Raw genomic sequence first — 14,911 nt, 5'->3', positions numbered from 1 at the left:
AAGACACACACCATTTTTTAGTGGATACAGGCCACAGTTTTATTTTAGGACTACAGACGTAACAGGTATAGTGGTATTGCCAGAGGGAGTGGAGATGGTAATGCCCGGCGACAACATAAGTGCCACAGTGGAGCTTATCCAGCCGATAGCGATGGAGCAGGGATTAAGATTTGCGATCAGGGAAGGTGGTAGGACGGTTGGTGCTGGCGTTGTTACAGAGATTATCGAGTAATAGAGGAAAAAGATGACAGGACAAAAAATAAGAATAAAGCTAAAGAGCTTTGATCATAAAATATTGGATAAATCTGTGAAAGATATAGTAAGGACAGCGAAGATGACAGGGGCCAGAGTGGTTGGTCCCGTACCTCTTCCAACTAAGATAGAAAAATATTCTGTCCTTAGGTCGCCACACGTGAATAAGACATCTTTTGAGCAGTTTGAAATAAGAACACACAAAAGGTTAGTTGATATTTATGAGCATAATCCCCAGACAATAGATGCTTTGATGAAGTTGGAGCTTTCTGCTGGGGTAGATGTAGAGATAAAATTATAAAGGTAGGGCAAAATGTTAAAAGCGTTGATAGGTAGAAAAATTGGGATGACGCAAATTTTTACCTCTGAAGGTAATGTTATACCTGTAACTGTTGTTCAGGCGGGACCTTGCCAGGTGGTTCAAAAGAAAACTACCGAAAAAGATGGATACAATGCCCTTCAGCTTGGATTTGATAAGATACTGAAAGAAAAGAAGATTAATAAACCAATGGGTGGCCATTTCAAAAAACATGGTGTTGATGCCCATAAAACTCTGAAAGAGTTTAAGGTTGAAAATCCTGATGAATATCAAGTTGGTCAGGAGATTAATGTTTCTGTTTTCGCTGAAGGGGATATTGTGGACGTTCAAGGTGTTAGTATAGGTAAAGGTTTCCAGGGTGTTATAAAGAGACACGGTTTTGCAGGTGGACCGGCTGCGCATGGTTCTGATTTTCATAGGGCACCGGGTGCTATAGGTATGAGGGAGTGGCCAGGTGAAACGTTGAAAGGTAAAAAACTCCCGGGAAGAATGGGTGGCAAGACTGTCACTGTACAAAAGCTCGAAGTGGTAAAAGTATTGCCAGATAAGAACTTATTGCTGATAAAAGGTGCTATACCTGGACATGATAACAGTATTGTTTTTATAAAAGAGACTACGAAGAAGAAAAAATAAGAGGATAATATGGCTTTGGTTGATGTATTGAACACAAAAAATGAGAAAGTGGGGCAGGTTGAGATCTCTGATAATATTATGACCTACCCAGTCAAACCATGGTTGATACATGAGGTAGTTAAAATGCAACTGGCTTGTAGAAGGGCCGGAACCCATGCCACTTTAAATAGAACACTTATAGAAGGTGGTGGTAGAAAACCATGGAAACAAAAGGGTACAGGTAGAGCAAGAGCTGGATCTATTAGATCTCCTCTCTGGAGAGGTGGTGCAATTATTTTTGGACCACAACCAAGAGATTATTCATATAGCATGCCTAAAAAGAAAGTTAAAAATGCTCTTAAATCTGCAGTGAAGGCAAAATTTGATGATGCTGCAGTAAAGATTTTAGATAATCTTGTGGTGGAAAGTGGAAAGACAAAAGATGCCCAAAAGTTGTTTGATACAATGGGATTATCCAAGAGGGTGCTTATTGTTTACAACGAAATAGACGATAAGACTTTTATGGCATTTAGAAATTTACCTAAAGTGGATTTCTTAAATGTTAGAGGGTTAAATGTTTACGATGTTATTAATGCTGACAATATTATAATCGTTAAAGATGCCCTCTCATACATTATGGAGGTACTTGACTAATGTTGACTATTTATGATGTAATTAAAAGACCTCTTATTACAGAAAAGGCTGTGGATCTAAAAGAGAAATTAAATCAGGTAGTATTTGAAGTGGATCCAAGAGCTAATAAAATACAGATCAAAGAAGCTGTGGAAAAGCTTTTTAATGTTAAGGTAAAAGATGTAAGAACTATGGGTGTAAAAGGAAAAGTAAAAAGATTTGGTATGGTTGTGGGTCGTAGAGATGATTGGAAGAAGGCCATTGTAGTTCTTGAAGAAGATCAAAAGTTGGAATTTGTATAAGAGAGAGGTTAAAATGGGTATAAGAAAATATAAACCAACATCAGCAGGCGTTAGATTTAGAGCAAACGATGATTATGCTGATATAACTACAGATACCCCTGAGAAATCTTTACTTATAAGACTTCCCAAAAAAGGTGGTAGGAATAATTTCGGTAGAATAACCACAAGACATCAGGGGGGTGGCAATAAGAAACTTTATAGGGTAATAGATTTCAAACGGGACAAAGATTTAATACCTGCAAAGGTAAAGACTATCGAGTACGATCCATATAGAAGTGCTAGAATTGCTCTTGTATCTTATGCAGATGGAGAAAAGAGATATATAATTGCTCCCTTAGGGTTGAAGGTGGGGGATGTAATTCAAAGTGGTAAGGATGCGGATATAAAAGTAGGAAATGCATTGCAGCTTAAAGATATTCCTGTGGGTACTGTAATTCATAATATAGAATTAAGGCCTGGTAAAGGTGGTCAGCTTGCAAGGTCAGCTGGCACATATGCACAGCTACTCTCCAAAGAGGGTGAATACTGCCATCTTCGCTTACCTTCTGGTGAAATAAGACTTGTTAAATCCGAATGTAAAGCAACGATTGGTCAGGTTAGTAATCCAGATCATGAAAATGTGGTGATCGGTAAAGCTGGTAAATCCCGCTGGTTGGGAATCAGACCAACAGTAAGAGGTACCGCTATGAACCCAGTAGATCACCCACATGGTGGTGGTGAAGGTAGGACTAAGGGTGGTAGACATCCTGTTTCTCCATGGGGTATGCCTACAAAAGGTTATAAGACCAGGAAGAAAAATAAACCTTCCAACAAGTACATTGTCACTAAGAGGAAATAAAGGAGGAAGATGTGCCCAGATCGCTTAAAAAAGGACCTTTTATAGATGATCACCTGCTGAAAAAAGTTGAAGTTGCAAAGCAGACTGGAGATAAAAAAGTGATTAAAACGTGGTCGAGGAGAAGTACCATAATTCCAGAAATGGTTGGAATGACTTTTGCAGTGCATAATGGTCAAAAATTTATCCCTGTTTATGTTACTGAAAATATGGTTGGGCATAAATTAGGTGAATTCTCTTTGACCAGGACATTTCGTGGTCACAAAAAAGATGACAAGAAAATAAAGAAATAGGACTGGAGCGTAAGATATGATATCAAAGGCTGTTGCCAGATATATTAGGGTATCTCCAAGGAAAGCAAGACTGGTTGCTGATTTAGTTAGAGGTAAAACAGTGGATGAGGCTATGGCCCTTTTAAAGTTTACCACTAAAAAAGCAGCTCAGGAGATATATAAGACATTAAAATCTGCTGTTGCCAATGCAGAGGAGAATAAAAATGTCAGGAATGTGAGCAACCTTAAACTTTTGGAAGTTAAGGTTGATGGTGGACCATTTTATAAAAGATATATGCCTAGGGCATATGGTAGGGCTTCACTTATTAAGAGAAGAACTAGCCATATTACTGTAGTCCTTGGTGAATAAAAGCGGAGGTGCTTAGTGGGTCAGAAAGCTCATCCAATCGGTTTGAGAATTGGTATAAATAAAACCTGGAAATCAGTATGGTATGCTAATAAGAGAGATTATAGAAAGAATCTTTCTGAAGATATTAAAATTCGTAAGTACCTGAAGAAGAAATTAAATCAAGCTGGTATCTCATCTATCGAAATAGAGAGGATGGGGCAAAAAATGAGGGTAAATCTCAATACCAGCAGGCCAGGTATTGTAATTGGTAAAAAAGGTGCAGAGATTGATAAATTAAAACAAGATCTGAAGGCTTATACAAATGCTGATGTGCAGATCAATATCAGAGAGGTAAAAAAACCTGAGATAGATGCCACTCTAATTGCAGAAAATATTGCTCTTCAGATTGAAAGAAGGATTGCTTTCCGTAGAGCTATGAAAAAAGCAGTGGTGCAGGCTCTTAAATCGGGAGCTCTTGGTATTAAGGTATCCTGTTCTGGAAGGCTTGCCGGAGCAGATATGGCTCGTACAGAATGGTATATTAAAGGTAGAGTACCGCTTCAGACTTTAAGAGCTGATATAGACTATGGTACTGCCGATGCAATGACAACCTATGGAATTATAGGTGTTAAGGTCTGGGTTTTCAAAGGTGAAACCCTCGAAGAGAAAAACAAAAATGCTACAGAGGTAGAATAATATGTTAATGCCTAGTAGAACAAAATATAGAAAAACATTTAAAGGCAGGATAAGGGGTAAGGCCACTAAAGGTAATACGATTGCTTTTGGTGATTATGGACTTCAGTCCCTTGAAAAAGGAAAACTTACAAGCAGGCAGATAGAGGCGGCAAGGATTGCCATTAACAGATATATCAGAAGAGGTGGTAATCTTTATATTAGAATATTCCCTCACAAACCAATTACCAAAAGACCTGCTGAAACAAGGATGGGTAAAGGTAAAGGTGCAGTGGAATACTATGTTGCTCCGGTTAAAGAAGGGACAATGCTGTATGAAATTAAAGGTGTTACTGAGGAGCAGGCAAGGGAAGCTTTCAGGCTTGCATCCCACAAACTTCCTGTAAAGTGCAAATTTGTTAAAAGGGAAGATAACGAAACACCAAAAGGAGCAGAGTAATGAAAGCAGCAGAATTGAGAAACTTGACAAAAGCTGAATTGCAAAAAAAAGAGATGGAACTTAGGGAAGATCTATTCAGGTTAAAATTTAAACTTTCAACTGCTGATCTTGAAGACACAAGTAAAGTGGGCAAGGTAAAAAAAGATATCGCCCGCATAAAAACTATTTTGAAAGAAAAAGAGAATGAGGGTTAGTATGGAAAGGAATATGAGGAAGGTTCGTAGGGGAACTGTAATTAGCGATAAGATGGATAAGACAGTAGTTGTAAAAGTTGAAACTCTTAAGATGCATCCTAAGTATCACAAATTTGTTAAAAAAGGGAAAAAATATGTTGCTCACGATGAAAATAATGAATGTAAAGTAGGTGATGTCGTTGAGCTTATGGAAACAAGACCCTTAAGTAAAACCAAAAGGTGGAGGGTTGTTAGAATTTTGGAAAGACCAGTTGGTCTTAATTAAATAGGCTTAGGAGTATAGTTATGATACAGGTTCAGACAAGATTAAGAGTGGCTGACAATTCAGGAGCCAAAGAGCTTATGTGTATTAAGGTTCTTGGTGGCTCTAAAAGAAAATATGGTGGATTAGGTGATATCATAGTTTGTAGTGTAAAAGATGCTATTCCAGATGGAAACGTCAAGAAAGGGGATGTCGTCAAAGCTGTTATTGTTAGAACTAAGAAAGAAAAGAGAAGACCTGATGGTACTTATATCAGATTTGACGATAATGCAGCTGTTATATTGAATAAAAACCTCGAGCCTATCGGGACTAGGGTTTTTGGGCCGGTTGCAAGAGACCTTAGAGCAAAAGGTTTCTTGAAAATAATATCAATGGCCCCCGAAGTGCTGTAGGAGGATGAAATGGCGATTAAGTTTAAATTGAAAAAAGATGACCCTATTATAGTTACCACCGGGAAAGATAAAGGGAAAAAATCAAAGATCCTTAAGGTATTGATGGAAGAAAAGAAAGTATTGGCTGAGAATGTTAATGTTGTAAAAAGACATATGAAGCCTAGCCAGCTCAATCCTGATGGTGGAATTGTGGAAAAAGAAAAGCCTATAGACATATCAAATGTTATGTACTTATGTCCTAAATGTCAGAAAGGTGTTCGTCTGGGAATTAAGGTTCTTCAGGATGGGACAAAACAGAGATTTTGTAAGTCATGTGGCGAAATTGTAGATAAAGATTAAGGGAGTTATCCATGTCAGTGTTAAGAGAAAAATATGAAAAAGAGGTAGTTCCTTATTTGATGAAAAAGTTTGGCTATAAAAATATAATGCAGGTGCCAAAAGTAGAAAAAGTGGTTTTAAACATGAGACTTGGAGAAGCTGTTTCAAATCCAAAAGTGATTGAACATGCTGTCAATGATATGGCACTTATTGCAGGACAAAAACCTGTCGTGACAAAAGCCAAAAAATCTATAGCATCATTTAAACTTAGAGAAGGGATGCCTATTGGATGTAAAGTTACATTGAGAAAAGAGATGGCATATGAATTTCTAAATAGGTTTATGAATATTGCGCTTGCCAGGGTTAGAGACTTTGCTGGTGTTAATCCTAACTCTTTTGATGGAAGAGGAAATTACGCCTGCGGTATAAAAGAGCAGATTATATTTCCGGAAATAGATTATGATAAGATTGACAAAATAAGAGGGATGGATATAATAATTACGACAACAGCTAAAACAGATGAAGAGGCTAAGGAGCTTTTGAAGGCTCTTGGTATGCCTTTTGCACAAAAATAGGAGGTATTAGTGGCTACTACTGCAAAATATCACAGTGCATTTAAAAAGAAAAAATTTAAAGTAAGGGAATATAATAGATGTCCAATATGTGGCAGGCCAAGGGCTTTTTTAAGAAGATTTAATATGTGTAGAATTTGCTTCAGGAAACAGGCTTCTGAAGGGCTTATTCCTGGAGTTAGAAAGTCGAGCTGGTAATAAGAAGATATCGGTTACCGCAGATAATAAAAAGATGGAGGAAAGGTAATGACTGATCCAGTAGCAGATATGCTCGCACGAATAATGAATGCCGTTCGTGTGAAACATCAAGAAGTTGTTGTTCCGCATTCAAAATTAAAGGAATCCGTTCTGGAAATTTTTAAAGACCAGGGTTATATCAAAAACTACAGAGTTATTTCAGAAAACAATAAGAAAGATATTGTTATTTATCTGAAATATACTGAGGAAGGGGAATCTGTAATCAGAGGAGCTGAAAAAGTAAGCAAACCTGGTAGAAGAATTTACGTTAAATCAAAAAACCTTGATATCGTTTTAGGTGGTTTAGGTACTGGTGTGGTATCCACATCTTCCGGTATCAAAACTGTAAAACAGTGTAAAAAGGAGAAGGTCGGTGGTGAATATCTCTGTAAAATCTGGTAATGGAGCTGTAGATGTCAAGGATAGGTAAAAAACCGATCTCATTTGATAGTAGTGTAAAGGTTTCATTAGAGGGTAATATTGTTAAAGTTGAAGGACCAAAAGGTGCTTTAACGTATGAAAAGCCTCAGGGGATAAATATAGAAATCAATGGTAATCAGATAGTAGTTACCAGAGATAATGACCACCGAGAAGTAAGATCCTTGCATGGACTTGTTAGAACATTATTAAACAACATGGTCGTTGGGGTTACAAAAGGGTTTGAAAAGAAGCTTGAGATAGTTGGGGTTGGTTACAGAGTTGCTCTAAAGGGGAAAGATTTAGATTTTTCTCTTGGATACTCTCACCCAGTTGTTTATCAGGCACCTGAAGGGATTGAGTTTTTTGTTGAGTCTCAAACTAAATTTGGTGTTAGAGGGATCGACAAACAGAAAGTTGGTCAGATAGCGGCAAATCTCAGAGCACTTAGACCGCCTGAGCCATACAAAGGTAAAGGTATCAAGTATGAAGGTGAAAGAATTCTGAGAAAAGCCGGTAAATCTGGTAAAAAATAAGATAGGGGTTTGGTGATCTATGGCTGATAAAAAAGATTCAAGGGTTAAAAGACATATAAGAATAAGAAAGAAAATTTCTGGTACTGCATCAAGGCCAAGGTTAGCTGTGTATAGAAGCAACAGGTACATCTATGCTCAGATTATAAATGATGAAAATGGTACCACAATAGTTTCGGCAAGCTCTCTTGAAAAAGATTTGAGAGAAAAATTTTCAGGTAAAGTAAACATTGAGGTGTCTAAAACAATTGGTAAGTTGATAGCTGAGAGAGCACTTGCTAAAGGTGTAAAGTCTGTCGTTTTTGATAGAGGTGGATATATTTATCATGGTAAAATAAAAGCTCTGGCTGATTCCGCAAGAGAATCAGGCTTAGATTTTTAAGGAGGACTGCTTTGAATACAGGTGTAAGTCAATTGGAAGATAAAGTTGTCCATATTGGTAGAGTTACAAAGGTTGTAAAAGGTGGTAGAATATTTAGATTTACTGCGATGGTTATCGTTGGTGACAGAAATGGTTCTGTGGGAATAGGCTATGGAAAGGCTCGTGAAGTACCTGATGCCATAAGAAAAGCTCTTGAGGCTGCTAAGAAAAATCTTATAAAATTGCCTATCTCAAAAGGTACAATTCCACATGAGGTTATTGGAAAATTTGGAGCGGCGGAGATCATAATGAAGCCGGCAGCACCTGGTACAGGTATAATTTCTGGTGGTGTCACAAGGTCTCTTTTTGAGCTTGCTGGTGTACATGATATACTCGCAAAGTCTGTCAGAAGCCGAAATCCAAACAACCTCATTTTAGCTGTTTTCGATGGATTCAAAAAGATCAGGACTCTTGATAAGATTGCAGCATACAGAGGTAAAGATATTAGCGAAATAATATATCGGAAAGAGGGTTAAGGTATGAAAATACATGATTTAAGACCAGCTTTGGGATCTACAAAGACGAGGAAAAGAGTAGGAAGAGGATCAGGTAGTGGTCTCGGAACTACTGCTGGCAAAGGACATAAAGGGCAGAAAGCAAGGTCAGGTGGTCAAACAAAGCCTGGATTTGAAGGGGGGCAGATGCCTCTCACCAGAAGGCTTCCCAAAAGAGGGTTCAACAACAAAATGTTTGCCACTGTATATGAAATAGTAAATCTCTATCAAATAGAAGAAAAATTTAATAATGGTGATGTTGTAAACAGAGACACCCTTGTGGAAAAAGGTTTGATAAAAGGGAACAAAGATGGTGTAAAAGTTCTCGCTGTTGGGGATTTAACCAAAAAGCTAACTTTTGAAGTGGACAAAATCTCCTCTGCTGCTGAGGAAAAGATAAAAACTGCCGGCGGAGAAGTGAAAAAATTGGGGTAATTAATGTTTAAAAAATTAGAAGATATATTTTCAGTACCAGAATTAAGGAAAAGGATATTGTTTACCCTTTTCCTTTTGATTGTTTATCGGATAGGTACTCATATCCCTACTCCTGGGATAAATTCAACTGCCCTGACTGAGTTTTTCGCCAGGCAATCCGGAAATATATTGGGTTTTTTCGATATGTTTACCGGAGGGGCATTGAGTAGGCTTACCGTATGCGGTCTTGGTGTTATGCCTTATATATCCGCATCAATTATTATGGAGCTCTTAGCTGTGGTATCACCGTATCTTGCGGAGCTTAAAAAACAGGGTTCTGAGGGGCGTGCTAAAATTACAAAGTATACCCGATATGGTACTGTTTTGATCTCCATGATTCAAGGAACAGGTATAGCTATTGGTCTGGAAGGGATGACTTCACCAACTGGTGCATCTGTAGTAATCTATCCTGGCTGGGGATTTAGAATTATAACTGCTCTTACACTTACAGCTGGTACTATTTTCCTGATGTGGCTTGGGGAGAAGATTACCGAAAAAGGTATAGGCAATGGAATGTCCATGATCATTTTTGCAGGTATAGTGGCTGCAATACCAAATGCTGTTACTAATACTTTGAGGCTTCTACAGACTGGAGAATTACAGATTTTGACTCTTGTGGGTATCTTAGTAATTATTGTGGCGGTAACAGCTGGTATCGTTTTCGTTGAGGCCGCCAGTAGAAGAATCCCAATACAATATATTAAACGTGGTGCTGTTGGTATTAGGGGTAATGTTGCCACATCATATTTACCGCTTAAGCTAAATACTTCAGGTGTTATTCCAATAATATTCGCTGCATCCATTATATCTTTTCCTTCTACATTGGCATCATTTTCTGGTAGCGAGTTGATAAAGAGAGTAGGTTTTTATCTTTCTCCCAGTCATTTTTTATACTATCTTCTCTATGCTCTTTTAATCGTATTTTTCTGCTATTTTTATACATCAATTATATTTAATCCAACAGATATAGCAGAGAACATACAAAGAAGTGGTGGGGTAATACCTGGTAAAAGACCTGGTAGCAATACTGCTGAATTTATAGACTACACACTTTCAAGATTGACTTTTGCTGGGGCTATTTATTTAACAATTGTTGCAATTATGCCTCAGGTAATTTTAAAATTTTTCAATGTACCATTTTATTTTGGTGGTACAAGTGTGTTAATAGTAATTGGAGTATCTATGGATGTGGTCAATAAGATTGAGTCACATCTTATTACTCATAATTATGATGGTTTTTTATCAAAAGGTAGAATAAAACCGCGAGGTGCTGCATGGTAAATTTAGTCTTTCTTGGGCCCCCAGGAGCTGGTAAAGGTACACAATCTTCATATATAATAAATGATTACAAAGTTGTTCAGATCTCTACCGGTGATATACTTAGATCTGCTGTTAAACAGGGGACAGAGCTTGGTAAAATGGCAAAAAAATATATGGATGAGGGTAAATTGGTTCCGGATGATGTTATCATAGGTATTGTGAGGGAACGTCTTAAACAGGATGATTGCAAAAATGGATTTATCTTAGATGGTTTTCCACGTACAATAGCTCAGGCTGTTGCACTGGATGCAATGCTGAAGGATGATCTCAATATATCATTGACGCATATTATTAGCCTCGAAGTTGATGATAACCTGATTATGGAAAGGCTCACAGGTAGAAGAACATGTAAGGGTTGTGGTAAGGTGTACCATATAAAATATAATCCACCAAAAAAAGATGGTGTATGCGATGATTGTGGTGGTGAATTGTATCAAAGGGATGATGACAAAGAAGAGACTATTGCAAAACGACTCAAAGTATACCATGAGCAGACCTCAGCACTGAAAGATTATTACAAAAATTCTGGTAAACTATACGTTGTGAATGGATTTGGGGAAGTGGACGATATTTATAGGAAGATTAAAGAGATATTAGGGTAATGGTGGAGATTAAAAGTAAGAGTGAAATTGAAAAGATAAAAGCTGCTTGTGAGGTTGTGAAAGAAGCTCTGGAAAAGGTTTCTAGCAAGATTAAGCCAGGTGTTACTACAAAAACACTTGACAATTTTGTAGAAAGTATTATACATTCCCGTTCTGCTATCCCTTCATTTAAAGGGTATAGGGGCTATCCTTCTGCCACCTGTATATCTATAAATGAGGTGGTTGTTCACGGGATACCTTCTGATAATGTGTTAAAAGAAGGTGATATTGTAAGCATCGATGTTGGGGCTTACAAAGATGGGTTTCACGGTGATGCATGCAGGACTTTTTGTGTTGGTGATGTCTCTGAAGAGAGAAAGAAGCTTGTGGAAGTCACTGAGCGTTCTTTTTTTGAAGGGATGAAATATGCTGATGAAAGGTACAGACTGCATGATATATCCCATGCGATACAGAGTTATGTTGAATCCAATGGTTTTAATGTAATTAGGGATTACTTTGGACACGGAATTGGTAGGCATTTGCATGAAGAGCCTACGATACCAAATTTTGGCAAACCTAACCGCGGCATAAGGCTTAGGGCTGGCATGGTTTTAGCTATAGAACCTATGGTTGTTATTGGTGATTGGAAGGTTAAAGTGCTTGATGATGGGTGGACAGTGATAACTGCCGATGGCAAAGACGCTGCTCACTACGAGAATACTGTTGTCATTACCAATAACGGACCAGAAATATTAACATTGTAAAGGATACATATGGGGAAAAAAGATGATGTAATCGAGTTTGAAGGTGTAGTGCTTGAGGCGCTACCAAATGCAATGTTTAAGGTAGAGCTGGAAAATAAGCATGTGATATTGTGTCATTTATCAGGGAAGATGAGGATGAATTTTATAAGGATACTTCCTGGGGATAAGGTGACAGTAGAGATGTCTCCATATGATCTAACAAAAGGCCGTATAACTTACAGGCATAAGTAAAAAGAGGTGTATGAGATGAAGGTGAGAGCAAGTGTTAAACCTATCTGTAATAAGTGTAAAATAATTAAAAGAAAAGGGGTTGTTAGAGTGATATGTGAAAACCCCAAACATAAGCAAAGACAAGGTTAAGGAGGAAATTTGTGGCTCGAGTAGCTGGTGTTGACATCCCAAATAACAAAAAACTAGAAATAGGGCTGACTTACATCTATGGTATAGGTAAGAGTACAGCAAACAGGATAATCGACGAGCTTAATCTGGACAGAAATAAGAAGATAGGTGATCTTACAGAGCAGGAGATCTCTTCTATTCGTAAGTATATCGATGAAAACCTGAAAGTTGAAGGTGATTTAAGGAAAGATATCGCCTTGAATATAAAAAGACTTATTGAGATAAACTGCTATAGAGGATACCGACATAAAAATGGAATGCCTGTTAGAGGACAGAAAACTCGTAGCAATGCACGTACCAGAAGAGGTCTTGCTGGTAAACGTGGAATTAAGAGAAAGTAGTAGGTTTTAGGAGGAATAATGGCGACTAAGGTTAGAAAGAAGAGAGAAAAAAAGATTGTTCCAAGAGGAATTGCACATATTCATTCCACTTTTAATAATACTATAGTTACGTTTACTGACTTATCTGGTAACGTTTTATGTTGGTCAGCAGGTGGGACTGAGGGTTTTAAAAATTCCAGAAAGTCTACTCCTTATGCTGCTCAGATAGCTGCAGAATCAGCTGCCAAGAAAGCAGTTGATTATGGTGTGAGAGAAGTAGAAGTCAACGTTAAAGGACCAGGTGCTGGAAGGGAAAGTGCTATAAGAGCCATTCAATCTGCAGGTATTAAGATAACTCTTATTAGAGATACTACCCCAATTCCCCACAATGGTTGTAGACCAAGAAAGAAAAGAAGAGTTTAATGGAGGTTTAAATTGGCTAGATATACAGGACCATCATGCAAGCTTTGTAGAAGAGAAGGTATGAAGCTTTACCTTAAGGGGGAGCGTTGTTATAAAGACAAATGTGGGATTGAAAAGAAGGGTTACCCACCAGGACAACATGGACAGCTAAAGAAGAAACTCAGCGACTATGGTGTTCAGTTGAGGGAAAAACAGAAGGTTAAAAGGATTTATGGAATACTTGAATCCCAGTTTAGGCTCTATTTTGAGAGAGCCACGAATATGAAAGGGATTACAGGTGAAAACCTTCTTCAATTGCTTGAGAGAAGGCTTGATAATGCTGTTTACAGAGCAGGCTTTGCTTCCAGTAGAACTCAGGCAAGACAACTTGTAAGGCACAACCATTTTACAGTAAACGGTAAAAAAGTAAACATCCCATCTTATCTTTTAAAAGTGGGAGATGTAATCGAGCTTAGGGAAAAAAGTAGAGATAATAAACTTATAGTGGAGTCATTAGAAACATCTGAGGGAAGGGGAACAGCTGAATGGCTAAGTATAGATAAGGCTGCTTTTAAAGCTGTTGTAAACCGCTTGCCAGAGAGAAGCGATATAGGTTATGATATCCAGGAGCACTTAATAGTAGAGCTTTACTCTAAATAATAGGCTCTTAGGAGGAATTTTATAATGATATTAATGAACTTTAAAAATTTGATAAAGCCGAAGAAGCTTGAGGCATCCCCGGATAACACAGATAGATTTGGTGTTTTTGTGGCTGAACCTCTGGAAAGAGGATTTGGTATTACCATTGGCAACTCACTAAGAAGAATTCTGCTATCTTCGATAGAAGGTACGGCAGTGGTGGGTGTTAAAATAAATGATGTTACCCATGAGTATACCACAATTCCTGGGGTGTTGGAAGATGTTGTGGAGATAATTCTCAACATTAAGATGCTGGAGCTTAATCTGAATACCCATGAACAGAAAAGAGTTTATATCAAGAAAAAAGGTGAAGGTGTTGTAAAAGCTTCCGATATACAATGTGATCCCCTTGTTCAAGTATTGAATCCAGACCAGCATATTGCTACTATTACAGATCCAAATACTGAGCTTAATATTGAGCTTTATGTGGAAAGGGGGATAGGTTATGTCCCTTCTGAAGATATGAAGGGTAAGTTTAGTGATATTCACATCATTCCTGTGGATGCTATTTTTACTCCAATTAAAAGGGCAAATTTCAGAGTAGAGAATGCTCGTGTGGGGCAGAGTACTGATTATGACAAGCTGATACTTGAAGTGGAAACAGATGGTTCAATAGCTCCTGAAGATGCAATAGGGTTTTCCGCTAAAATATTAAAAGATCATCTTGACCTTTTTATAAATTTTGATGAGCCGAATTATTCTGAGGAAACAGAAAAGAATGAGATCAGAAATGATCAGATTTTAGAGCTTCTGGATAAAAGTATTGAAGAGCTCGAACTTTCTGTAAGAGCATACAACTGTTTGAAAAATGCAGAAATTAAAACTCTTGCAGAGCTATGCAGTAAAACAGATAATGATATGTTAAAAACTAAGAATTTTGGTAGAAAATCCCTTGAGGAGATTAAGAAAGTCTTAAGCGAATTAGGTCTTAGCCTTGGCATGGACCTGGAGGCTTTGGGTTACAAAAAATTAGTGAGGGAAGAAGATGCGTCATAAATCAGGAATTAAAAAATTAGGTAGACCTACCGATCATAGACTTGCGATGTTGAGAAACCTGGCTATATCTCTGATAGAAAAAGGTAGAATTGAAACTACTGTTGACAGAGCAAAAGCTCTGAGGAGCTTTGTGGAGCCGATAATAACTCTCGGGAAAAAAGGTGATCTATCCGCCATCAGGCTTGCATACAAAAAATTACACAATAAAGATGCCGTAAGGACGGTATTTAAGGAGCTTGCCCCAAGATACAAATCAAGACCAGGTGGATATACAAGGGTATTAAAAACAAGGATCAGAAGGGGCGATAATGCCACAATGGCTATAATTGAGTTTGTGAAGGACGAGAATCAGGAAGCTAAATCTGAATAAAATTACAAATAAAATATGATAAGGGGGGGGGTAATGCCCC

General features: G+C 37.8%; 30 protein-coding genes and 1 pseudogene. All 31 read left to right on the top strand.

The genetic code is table 11. From position 1 onward, the window contains the following. A pseudogene (tuf, locus tag ACP5Q2_RS09100) lies at window positions 1-232 on the top strand (elongation factor Tu); the annotation flags it as partial. A 12-nt stretch (window positions 233-244) separates the two neighbouring features. Continuing rightward, complete coding sequence (gene rpsJ, locus ACP5Q2_RS09095; RefSeq protein WP_013451627.1) at window positions 245-553, top strand: 30S ribosomal protein S10; 309 nt, start codon at window positions 245-247, stop codon at window positions 551-553. A 12-nt stretch (window positions 554-565) separates the two neighbouring features. After that, window positions 566-1,204, top strand: a complete 639-nt coding sequence (rplC, locus tag ACP5Q2_RS09090) for a 50S ribosomal protein L3 (protein WP_424606243.1) — start codon at window positions 566-568, stop codon at window positions 1,202-1,204. Between the two features lie 9 nt (window positions 1,205-1,213). Beyond that, complete coding sequence (rplD, locus tag ACP5Q2_RS09085; protein WP_428099364.1) at window positions 1,214-1,837, top strand: 50S ribosomal protein L4; 624 nt, start codon at window positions 1,214-1,216, stop codon at window positions 1,835-1,837. A 2-nt stretch (window positions 1,838-1,839) separates the two neighbouring features. Next, complete coding sequence (gene rplW / locus ACP5Q2_RS09080; RefSeq protein WP_041724355.1) at window positions 1,840-2,118, top strand: 50S ribosomal protein L23; 279 nt, start codon at window positions 1,840-1,842, stop codon at window positions 2,116-2,118. A 13-nt stretch (window positions 2,119-2,131) separates the two neighbouring features. After that, the gene (rplB, locus tag ACP5Q2_RS09075) at window positions 2,132-2,956 is read left to right on the top strand and encodes a 50S ribosomal protein L2 (RefSeq protein WP_424606245.1); all 825 of its coding nucleotides are present in this window, start codon (window positions 2,132-2,134) and stop codon (window positions 2,954-2,956) included. 11 nt (window positions 2,957-2,967) lie between these two features. Then, a complete protein-coding gene (gene rpsS / locus ACP5Q2_RS09070; RefSeq protein WP_424606246.1) occupies window positions 2,968-3,246 on the top strand; it encodes a 30S ribosomal protein S19 in 279 nt (92 codons plus the stop codon). A 16-nt stretch (window positions 3,247-3,262) separates the two neighbouring features. Beyond that, on the top strand, window positions 3,263-3,595 hold the full coding sequence (rplV, locus tag ACP5Q2_RS09065) for a 50S ribosomal protein L22 (protein WP_013451621.1): 333 nt from the start codon (window positions 3,263-3,265) through the stop codon (window positions 3,593-3,595). A gap of 15 nt (window positions 3,596-3,610) precedes the next feature. Continuing rightward, entirely contained in the window at window positions 3,611-4,270 is a 660-nt protein-coding gene (rpsC, locus tag ACP5Q2_RS09060; RefSeq protein ID WP_013451620.1) for a 30S ribosomal protein S3, read from the top strand. 1 nt (window position 4,271) lies between these two features. Beyond that, window positions 4,272-4,706 (top strand): 50S ribosomal protein L16, encoded by a 435-nt coding sequence (gene rplP / locus ACP5Q2_RS09055; protein WP_424606247.1) that lies wholly within the window; start codon window positions 4,272-4,274, stop codon window positions 4,704-4,706. Beyond that, a complete protein-coding gene (rpmC, locus tag ACP5Q2_RS09050; RefSeq protein ID WP_424606248.1) occupies window positions 4,706-4,900 on the top strand; it encodes a 50S ribosomal protein L29 in 195 nt (64 codons plus the stop codon). Before rplP ends, rpmC begins: the two co-directional genes overlap by 1 nt. A gap of 1 nt (window position 4,901) precedes the next feature. Then, window positions 4,902-5,165, top strand: coding sequence for a 30S ribosomal protein S17 (gene rpsQ / locus ACP5Q2_RS09045; protein ID WP_424606249.1), 264 nt, complete (start codon window positions 4,902-4,904; stop codon window positions 5,163-5,165). Window positions 5,166-5,185: 20 nt separating this feature from the next. Next, window positions 5,186-5,554, top strand: a complete 369-nt coding sequence (gene rplN / locus ACP5Q2_RS09040; RefSeq protein ID WP_013451616.1) for a 50S ribosomal protein L14 — start codon at window positions 5,186-5,188, stop codon at window positions 5,552-5,554. 9 nt (window positions 5,555-5,563) lie between these two features. Continuing rightward, window positions 5,564-5,893 (top strand): 50S ribosomal protein L24, encoded by a 330-nt coding sequence (gene rplX / locus ACP5Q2_RS09035; protein ID WP_428099357.1) that lies wholly within the window; start codon window positions 5,564-5,566, stop codon window positions 5,891-5,893. A gap of 11 nt (window positions 5,894-5,904) precedes the next feature. Beyond that, window positions 5,905-6,447, top strand: a complete 543-nt coding sequence (rplE, locus tag ACP5Q2_RS09030) for a 50S ribosomal protein L5 (RefSeq protein WP_424606251.1) — start codon at window positions 5,905-5,907, stop codon at window positions 6,445-6,447. Between the two features lie 9 nt (window positions 6,448-6,456). Beyond that, entirely contained in the window at window positions 6,457-6,642 is a 186-nt protein-coding gene (locus ACP5Q2_RS09025) for a type Z 30S ribosomal protein S14 (RefSeq protein WP_424606252.1), read from the top strand. A 48-nt stretch (window positions 6,643-6,690) separates the two neighbouring features. Next, the gene (gene rpsH / locus ACP5Q2_RS09020) at window positions 6,691-7,083 is read left to right on the top strand and encodes a 30S ribosomal protein S8 (protein WP_424606253.1); all 393 of its coding nucleotides are present in this window, start codon (window positions 6,691-6,693) and stop codon (window positions 7,081-7,083) included. Window positions 7,084-7,094: 11 nt separating this feature from the next. Beyond that, window positions 7,095-7,634: a 50S ribosomal protein L6 gene (gene rplF, locus ACP5Q2_RS09015; protein ID WP_424606254.1), complete on the top strand. Its 540-nt coding sequence runs from the start codon at window positions 7,095-7,097 to the stop codon at window positions 7,632-7,634. Window positions 7,635-7,653: 19 nt separating this feature from the next. Next, on the top strand, window positions 7,654-8,013 hold the full coding sequence (rplR, locus tag ACP5Q2_RS09010; protein ID WP_424606255.1) for a 50S ribosomal protein L18: 360 nt from the start codon (window positions 7,654-7,656) through the stop codon (window positions 8,011-8,013). Window positions 8,014-8,024: 11 nt separating this feature from the next. Beyond that, complete coding sequence (gene rpsE / locus ACP5Q2_RS09005) at window positions 8,025-8,528, top strand: 30S ribosomal protein S5 (protein WP_424606256.1); 504 nt, start codon at window positions 8,025-8,027, stop codon at window positions 8,526-8,528. 3 nt (window positions 8,529-8,531) lie between these two features. Beyond that, window positions 8,532-8,981, top strand: a complete 450-nt coding sequence (gene rplO, locus ACP5Q2_RS09000; protein WP_424606257.1) for a 50S ribosomal protein L15 — start codon at window positions 8,532-8,534, stop codon at window positions 8,979-8,981. Window positions 8,982-8,984: 3 nt separating this feature from the next. Beyond that, window positions 8,985-10,301 (top strand): preprotein translocase subunit SecY, encoded by a 1,317-nt coding sequence (gene secY / locus ACP5Q2_RS08995; RefSeq protein WP_424606258.1) that lies wholly within the window; start codon window positions 8,985-8,987, stop codon window positions 10,299-10,301. Continuing rightward, a complete protein-coding gene (locus ACP5Q2_RS08990; protein WP_428099351.1) occupies window positions 10,295-10,942 on the top strand; it encodes an adenylate kinase in 648 nt (215 codons plus the stop codon). Before secY ends, ACP5Q2_RS08990 begins: the two co-directional genes overlap by 7 nt. Continuing rightward, entirely contained in the window at window positions 10,942-11,685 is a 744-nt protein-coding gene (gene map, locus ACP5Q2_RS08985) for a type I methionyl aminopeptidase (RefSeq protein WP_424606260.1), read from the top strand. Before ACP5Q2_RS08990 ends, map begins: the two co-directional genes overlap by 1 nt. A 9-nt stretch (window positions 11,686-11,694) precedes the next feature. Then, window positions 11,695-11,916, top strand: coding sequence for a translation initiation factor IF-1 (gene infA / locus ACP5Q2_RS08980; RefSeq protein ID WP_013451604.1), 222 nt, complete (start codon window positions 11,695-11,697; stop codon window positions 11,914-11,916). A gap of 15 nt (window positions 11,917-11,931) precedes the next feature. Continuing rightward, window positions 11,932-12,045 carry a 50S ribosomal protein L36 gene (gene rpmJ / locus ACP5Q2_RS08975; RefSeq protein ID WP_013451603.1) on the top strand — a complete coding sequence of 38 codons (114 nt, stop codon included), beginning with the start codon at window positions 11,932-11,934 and terminating at the stop codon, window positions 12,043-12,045. 11 nt (window positions 12,046-12,056) lie between these two features. After that, window positions 12,057-12,425 carry a 30S ribosomal protein S13 gene (gene rpsM / locus ACP5Q2_RS08970; RefSeq protein WP_424606261.1) on the top strand — a complete coding sequence of 123 codons (369 nt, stop codon included), beginning with the start codon at window positions 12,057-12,059 and terminating at the stop codon, window positions 12,423-12,425. Between the two features lie 18 nt (window positions 12,426-12,443). Next, complete coding sequence (gene rpsK, locus ACP5Q2_RS08965; protein ID WP_424606262.1) at window positions 12,444-12,827, top strand: 30S ribosomal protein S11; 384 nt, start codon at window positions 12,444-12,446, stop codon at window positions 12,825-12,827. A 12-nt stretch (window positions 12,828-12,839) separates the two neighbouring features. After that, window positions 12,840-13,466, top strand: a complete 627-nt coding sequence (gene rpsD, locus ACP5Q2_RS08960) for a 30S ribosomal protein S4 (RefSeq protein ID WP_013451600.1) — start codon at window positions 12,840-12,842, stop codon at window positions 13,464-13,466. 24 nt (window positions 13,467-13,490) lie between these two features. After that, window positions 13,491-14,501, top strand: coding sequence for a DNA-directed RNA polymerase subunit alpha (locus tag ACP5Q2_RS08955; protein ID WP_424606263.1), 1,011 nt, complete (start codon window positions 13,491-13,493; stop codon window positions 14,499-14,501). Then, on the top strand, window positions 14,491-14,871 hold the full coding sequence (gene rplQ / locus ACP5Q2_RS08950) for a 50S ribosomal protein L17 (RefSeq protein WP_428099345.1): 381 nt from the start codon (window positions 14,491-14,493) through the stop codon (window positions 14,869-14,871). The genes ACP5Q2_RS08955 and rplQ overlap by 11 nt, the downstream gene beginning before the upstream one ends. Window positions 14,872-14,911: the final 40 nt, after the last annotated feature.

Source organism: Calditerrivibrio sp., from assembly GCF_049968475.1.
GTDB lineage: Bacteria > Chrysiogenota > Deferribacteres > Deferribacterales > Calditerrivibrionaceae > Calditerrivibrio > Calditerrivibrio nitroreducens_A.
The sequence above is the reverse complement of the archived record's forward strand: the minus strand, read 5'-3'. Positions and strand labels throughout refer to the sequence as shown.

Coding starts and splice junctions, on each gene's coding strand:
- rpsQ (WP_424606249.1), top strand. CDS start 4,902: ATGGAAAGGAATATGAGGAAGGTTCGTAGGGGAACTGTAATTAGCGAT.
- rplV (WP_013451621.1), top strand. CDS start 3,263: ATGATATCAAAGGCTGTTGCCAGATATATTAGGGTATCTCCAAGGAAA.
- ACP5Q2_RS08990 (WP_428099351.1), top strand. CDS start 10,295: ATGGTAAATTTAGTCTTTCTTGGGCCCCCAGGAGCTGGTAAAGGTACA.
- rpsH (WP_424606253.1), top strand. CDS start 6,691: ATGACTGATCCAGTAGCAGATATGCTCGCACGAATAATGAATGCCGTT.
- rplF (WP_424606254.1), top strand. CDS start 7,095: ATGTCAAGGATAGGTAAAAAACCGATCTCATTTGATAGTAGTGTAAAG.
- map (WP_424606260.1), top strand. CDS start 10,942: ATGGTGGAGATTAAAAGTAAGAGTGAAATTGAAAAGATAAAAGCTGCT.
- rplR (WP_424606255.1), top strand. CDS start 7,654: ATGGCTGATAAAAAAGATTCAAGGGTTAAAAGACATATAAGAATAAGA.
- rplE (WP_424606251.1), top strand. CDS start 5,905: ATGTCAGTGTTAAGAGAAAAATATGAAAAAGAGGTAGTTCCTTATTTG.
- rplC (WP_424606243.1), top strand. CDS start 566: ATGTTAAAAGCGTTGATAGGTAGAAAAATTGGGATGACGCAAATTTTT.
- rplP (WP_424606247.1), top strand. CDS start 4,272: ATGTTAATGCCTAGTAGAACAAAATATAGAAAAACATTTAAAGGCAGG.
- rplB (WP_424606245.1), top strand. CDS start 2,132: ATGGGTATAAGAAAATATAAACCAACATCAGCAGGCGTTAGATTTAGA.
- rplO (WP_424606257.1), top strand. CDS start 8,532: ATGAAAATACATGATTTAAGACCAGCTTTGGGATCTACAAAGACGAGG.
- rplX (WP_428099357.1), top strand. CDS start 5,564: ATGGCGATTAAGTTTAAATTGAAAAAAGATGACCCTATTATAGTTACC.
- ACP5Q2_RS08955 (WP_424606263.1), top strand. CDS start 13,491: ATGATATTAATGAACTTTAAAAATTTGATAAAGCCGAAGAAGCTTGAG.
- rpmC (WP_424606248.1), top strand. CDS start 4,706: ATGAAAGCAGCAGAATTGAGAAACTTGACAAAAGCTGAATTGCAAAAA.
- rplN (WP_013451616.1), top strand. CDS start 5,186: ATGATACAGGTTCAGACAAGATTAAGAGTGGCTGACAATTCAGGAGCC.
- rplD (WP_428099364.1), top strand. CDS start 1,214: ATGGCTTTGGTTGATGTATTGAACACAAAAAATGAGAAAGTGGGGCAG.
- rpsJ (WP_013451627.1), top strand. CDS start 245: ATGACAGGACAAAAAATAAGAATAAAGCTAAAGAGCTTTGATCATAAA.
- secY (WP_424606258.1), top strand. CDS start 8,985: ATGTTTAAAAAATTAGAAGATATATTTTCAGTACCAGAATTAAGGAAA.
- rpsK (WP_424606262.1), top strand. CDS start 12,444: ATGGCGACTAAGGTTAGAAAGAAGAGAGAAAAAAAGATTGTTCCAAGA.
- rpmJ (WP_013451603.1), top strand. CDS start 11,932: ATGAAGGTGAGAGCAAGTGTTAAACCTATCTGTAATAAGTGTAAAATA.
- rplQ (WP_428099345.1), top strand. CDS start 14,491: ATGCGTCATAAATCAGGAATTAAAAAATTAGGTAGACCTACCGATCAT.
- infA (WP_013451604.1), top strand. CDS start 11,695: ATGGGGAAAAAAGATGATGTAATCGAGTTTGAAGGTGTAGTGCTTGAG.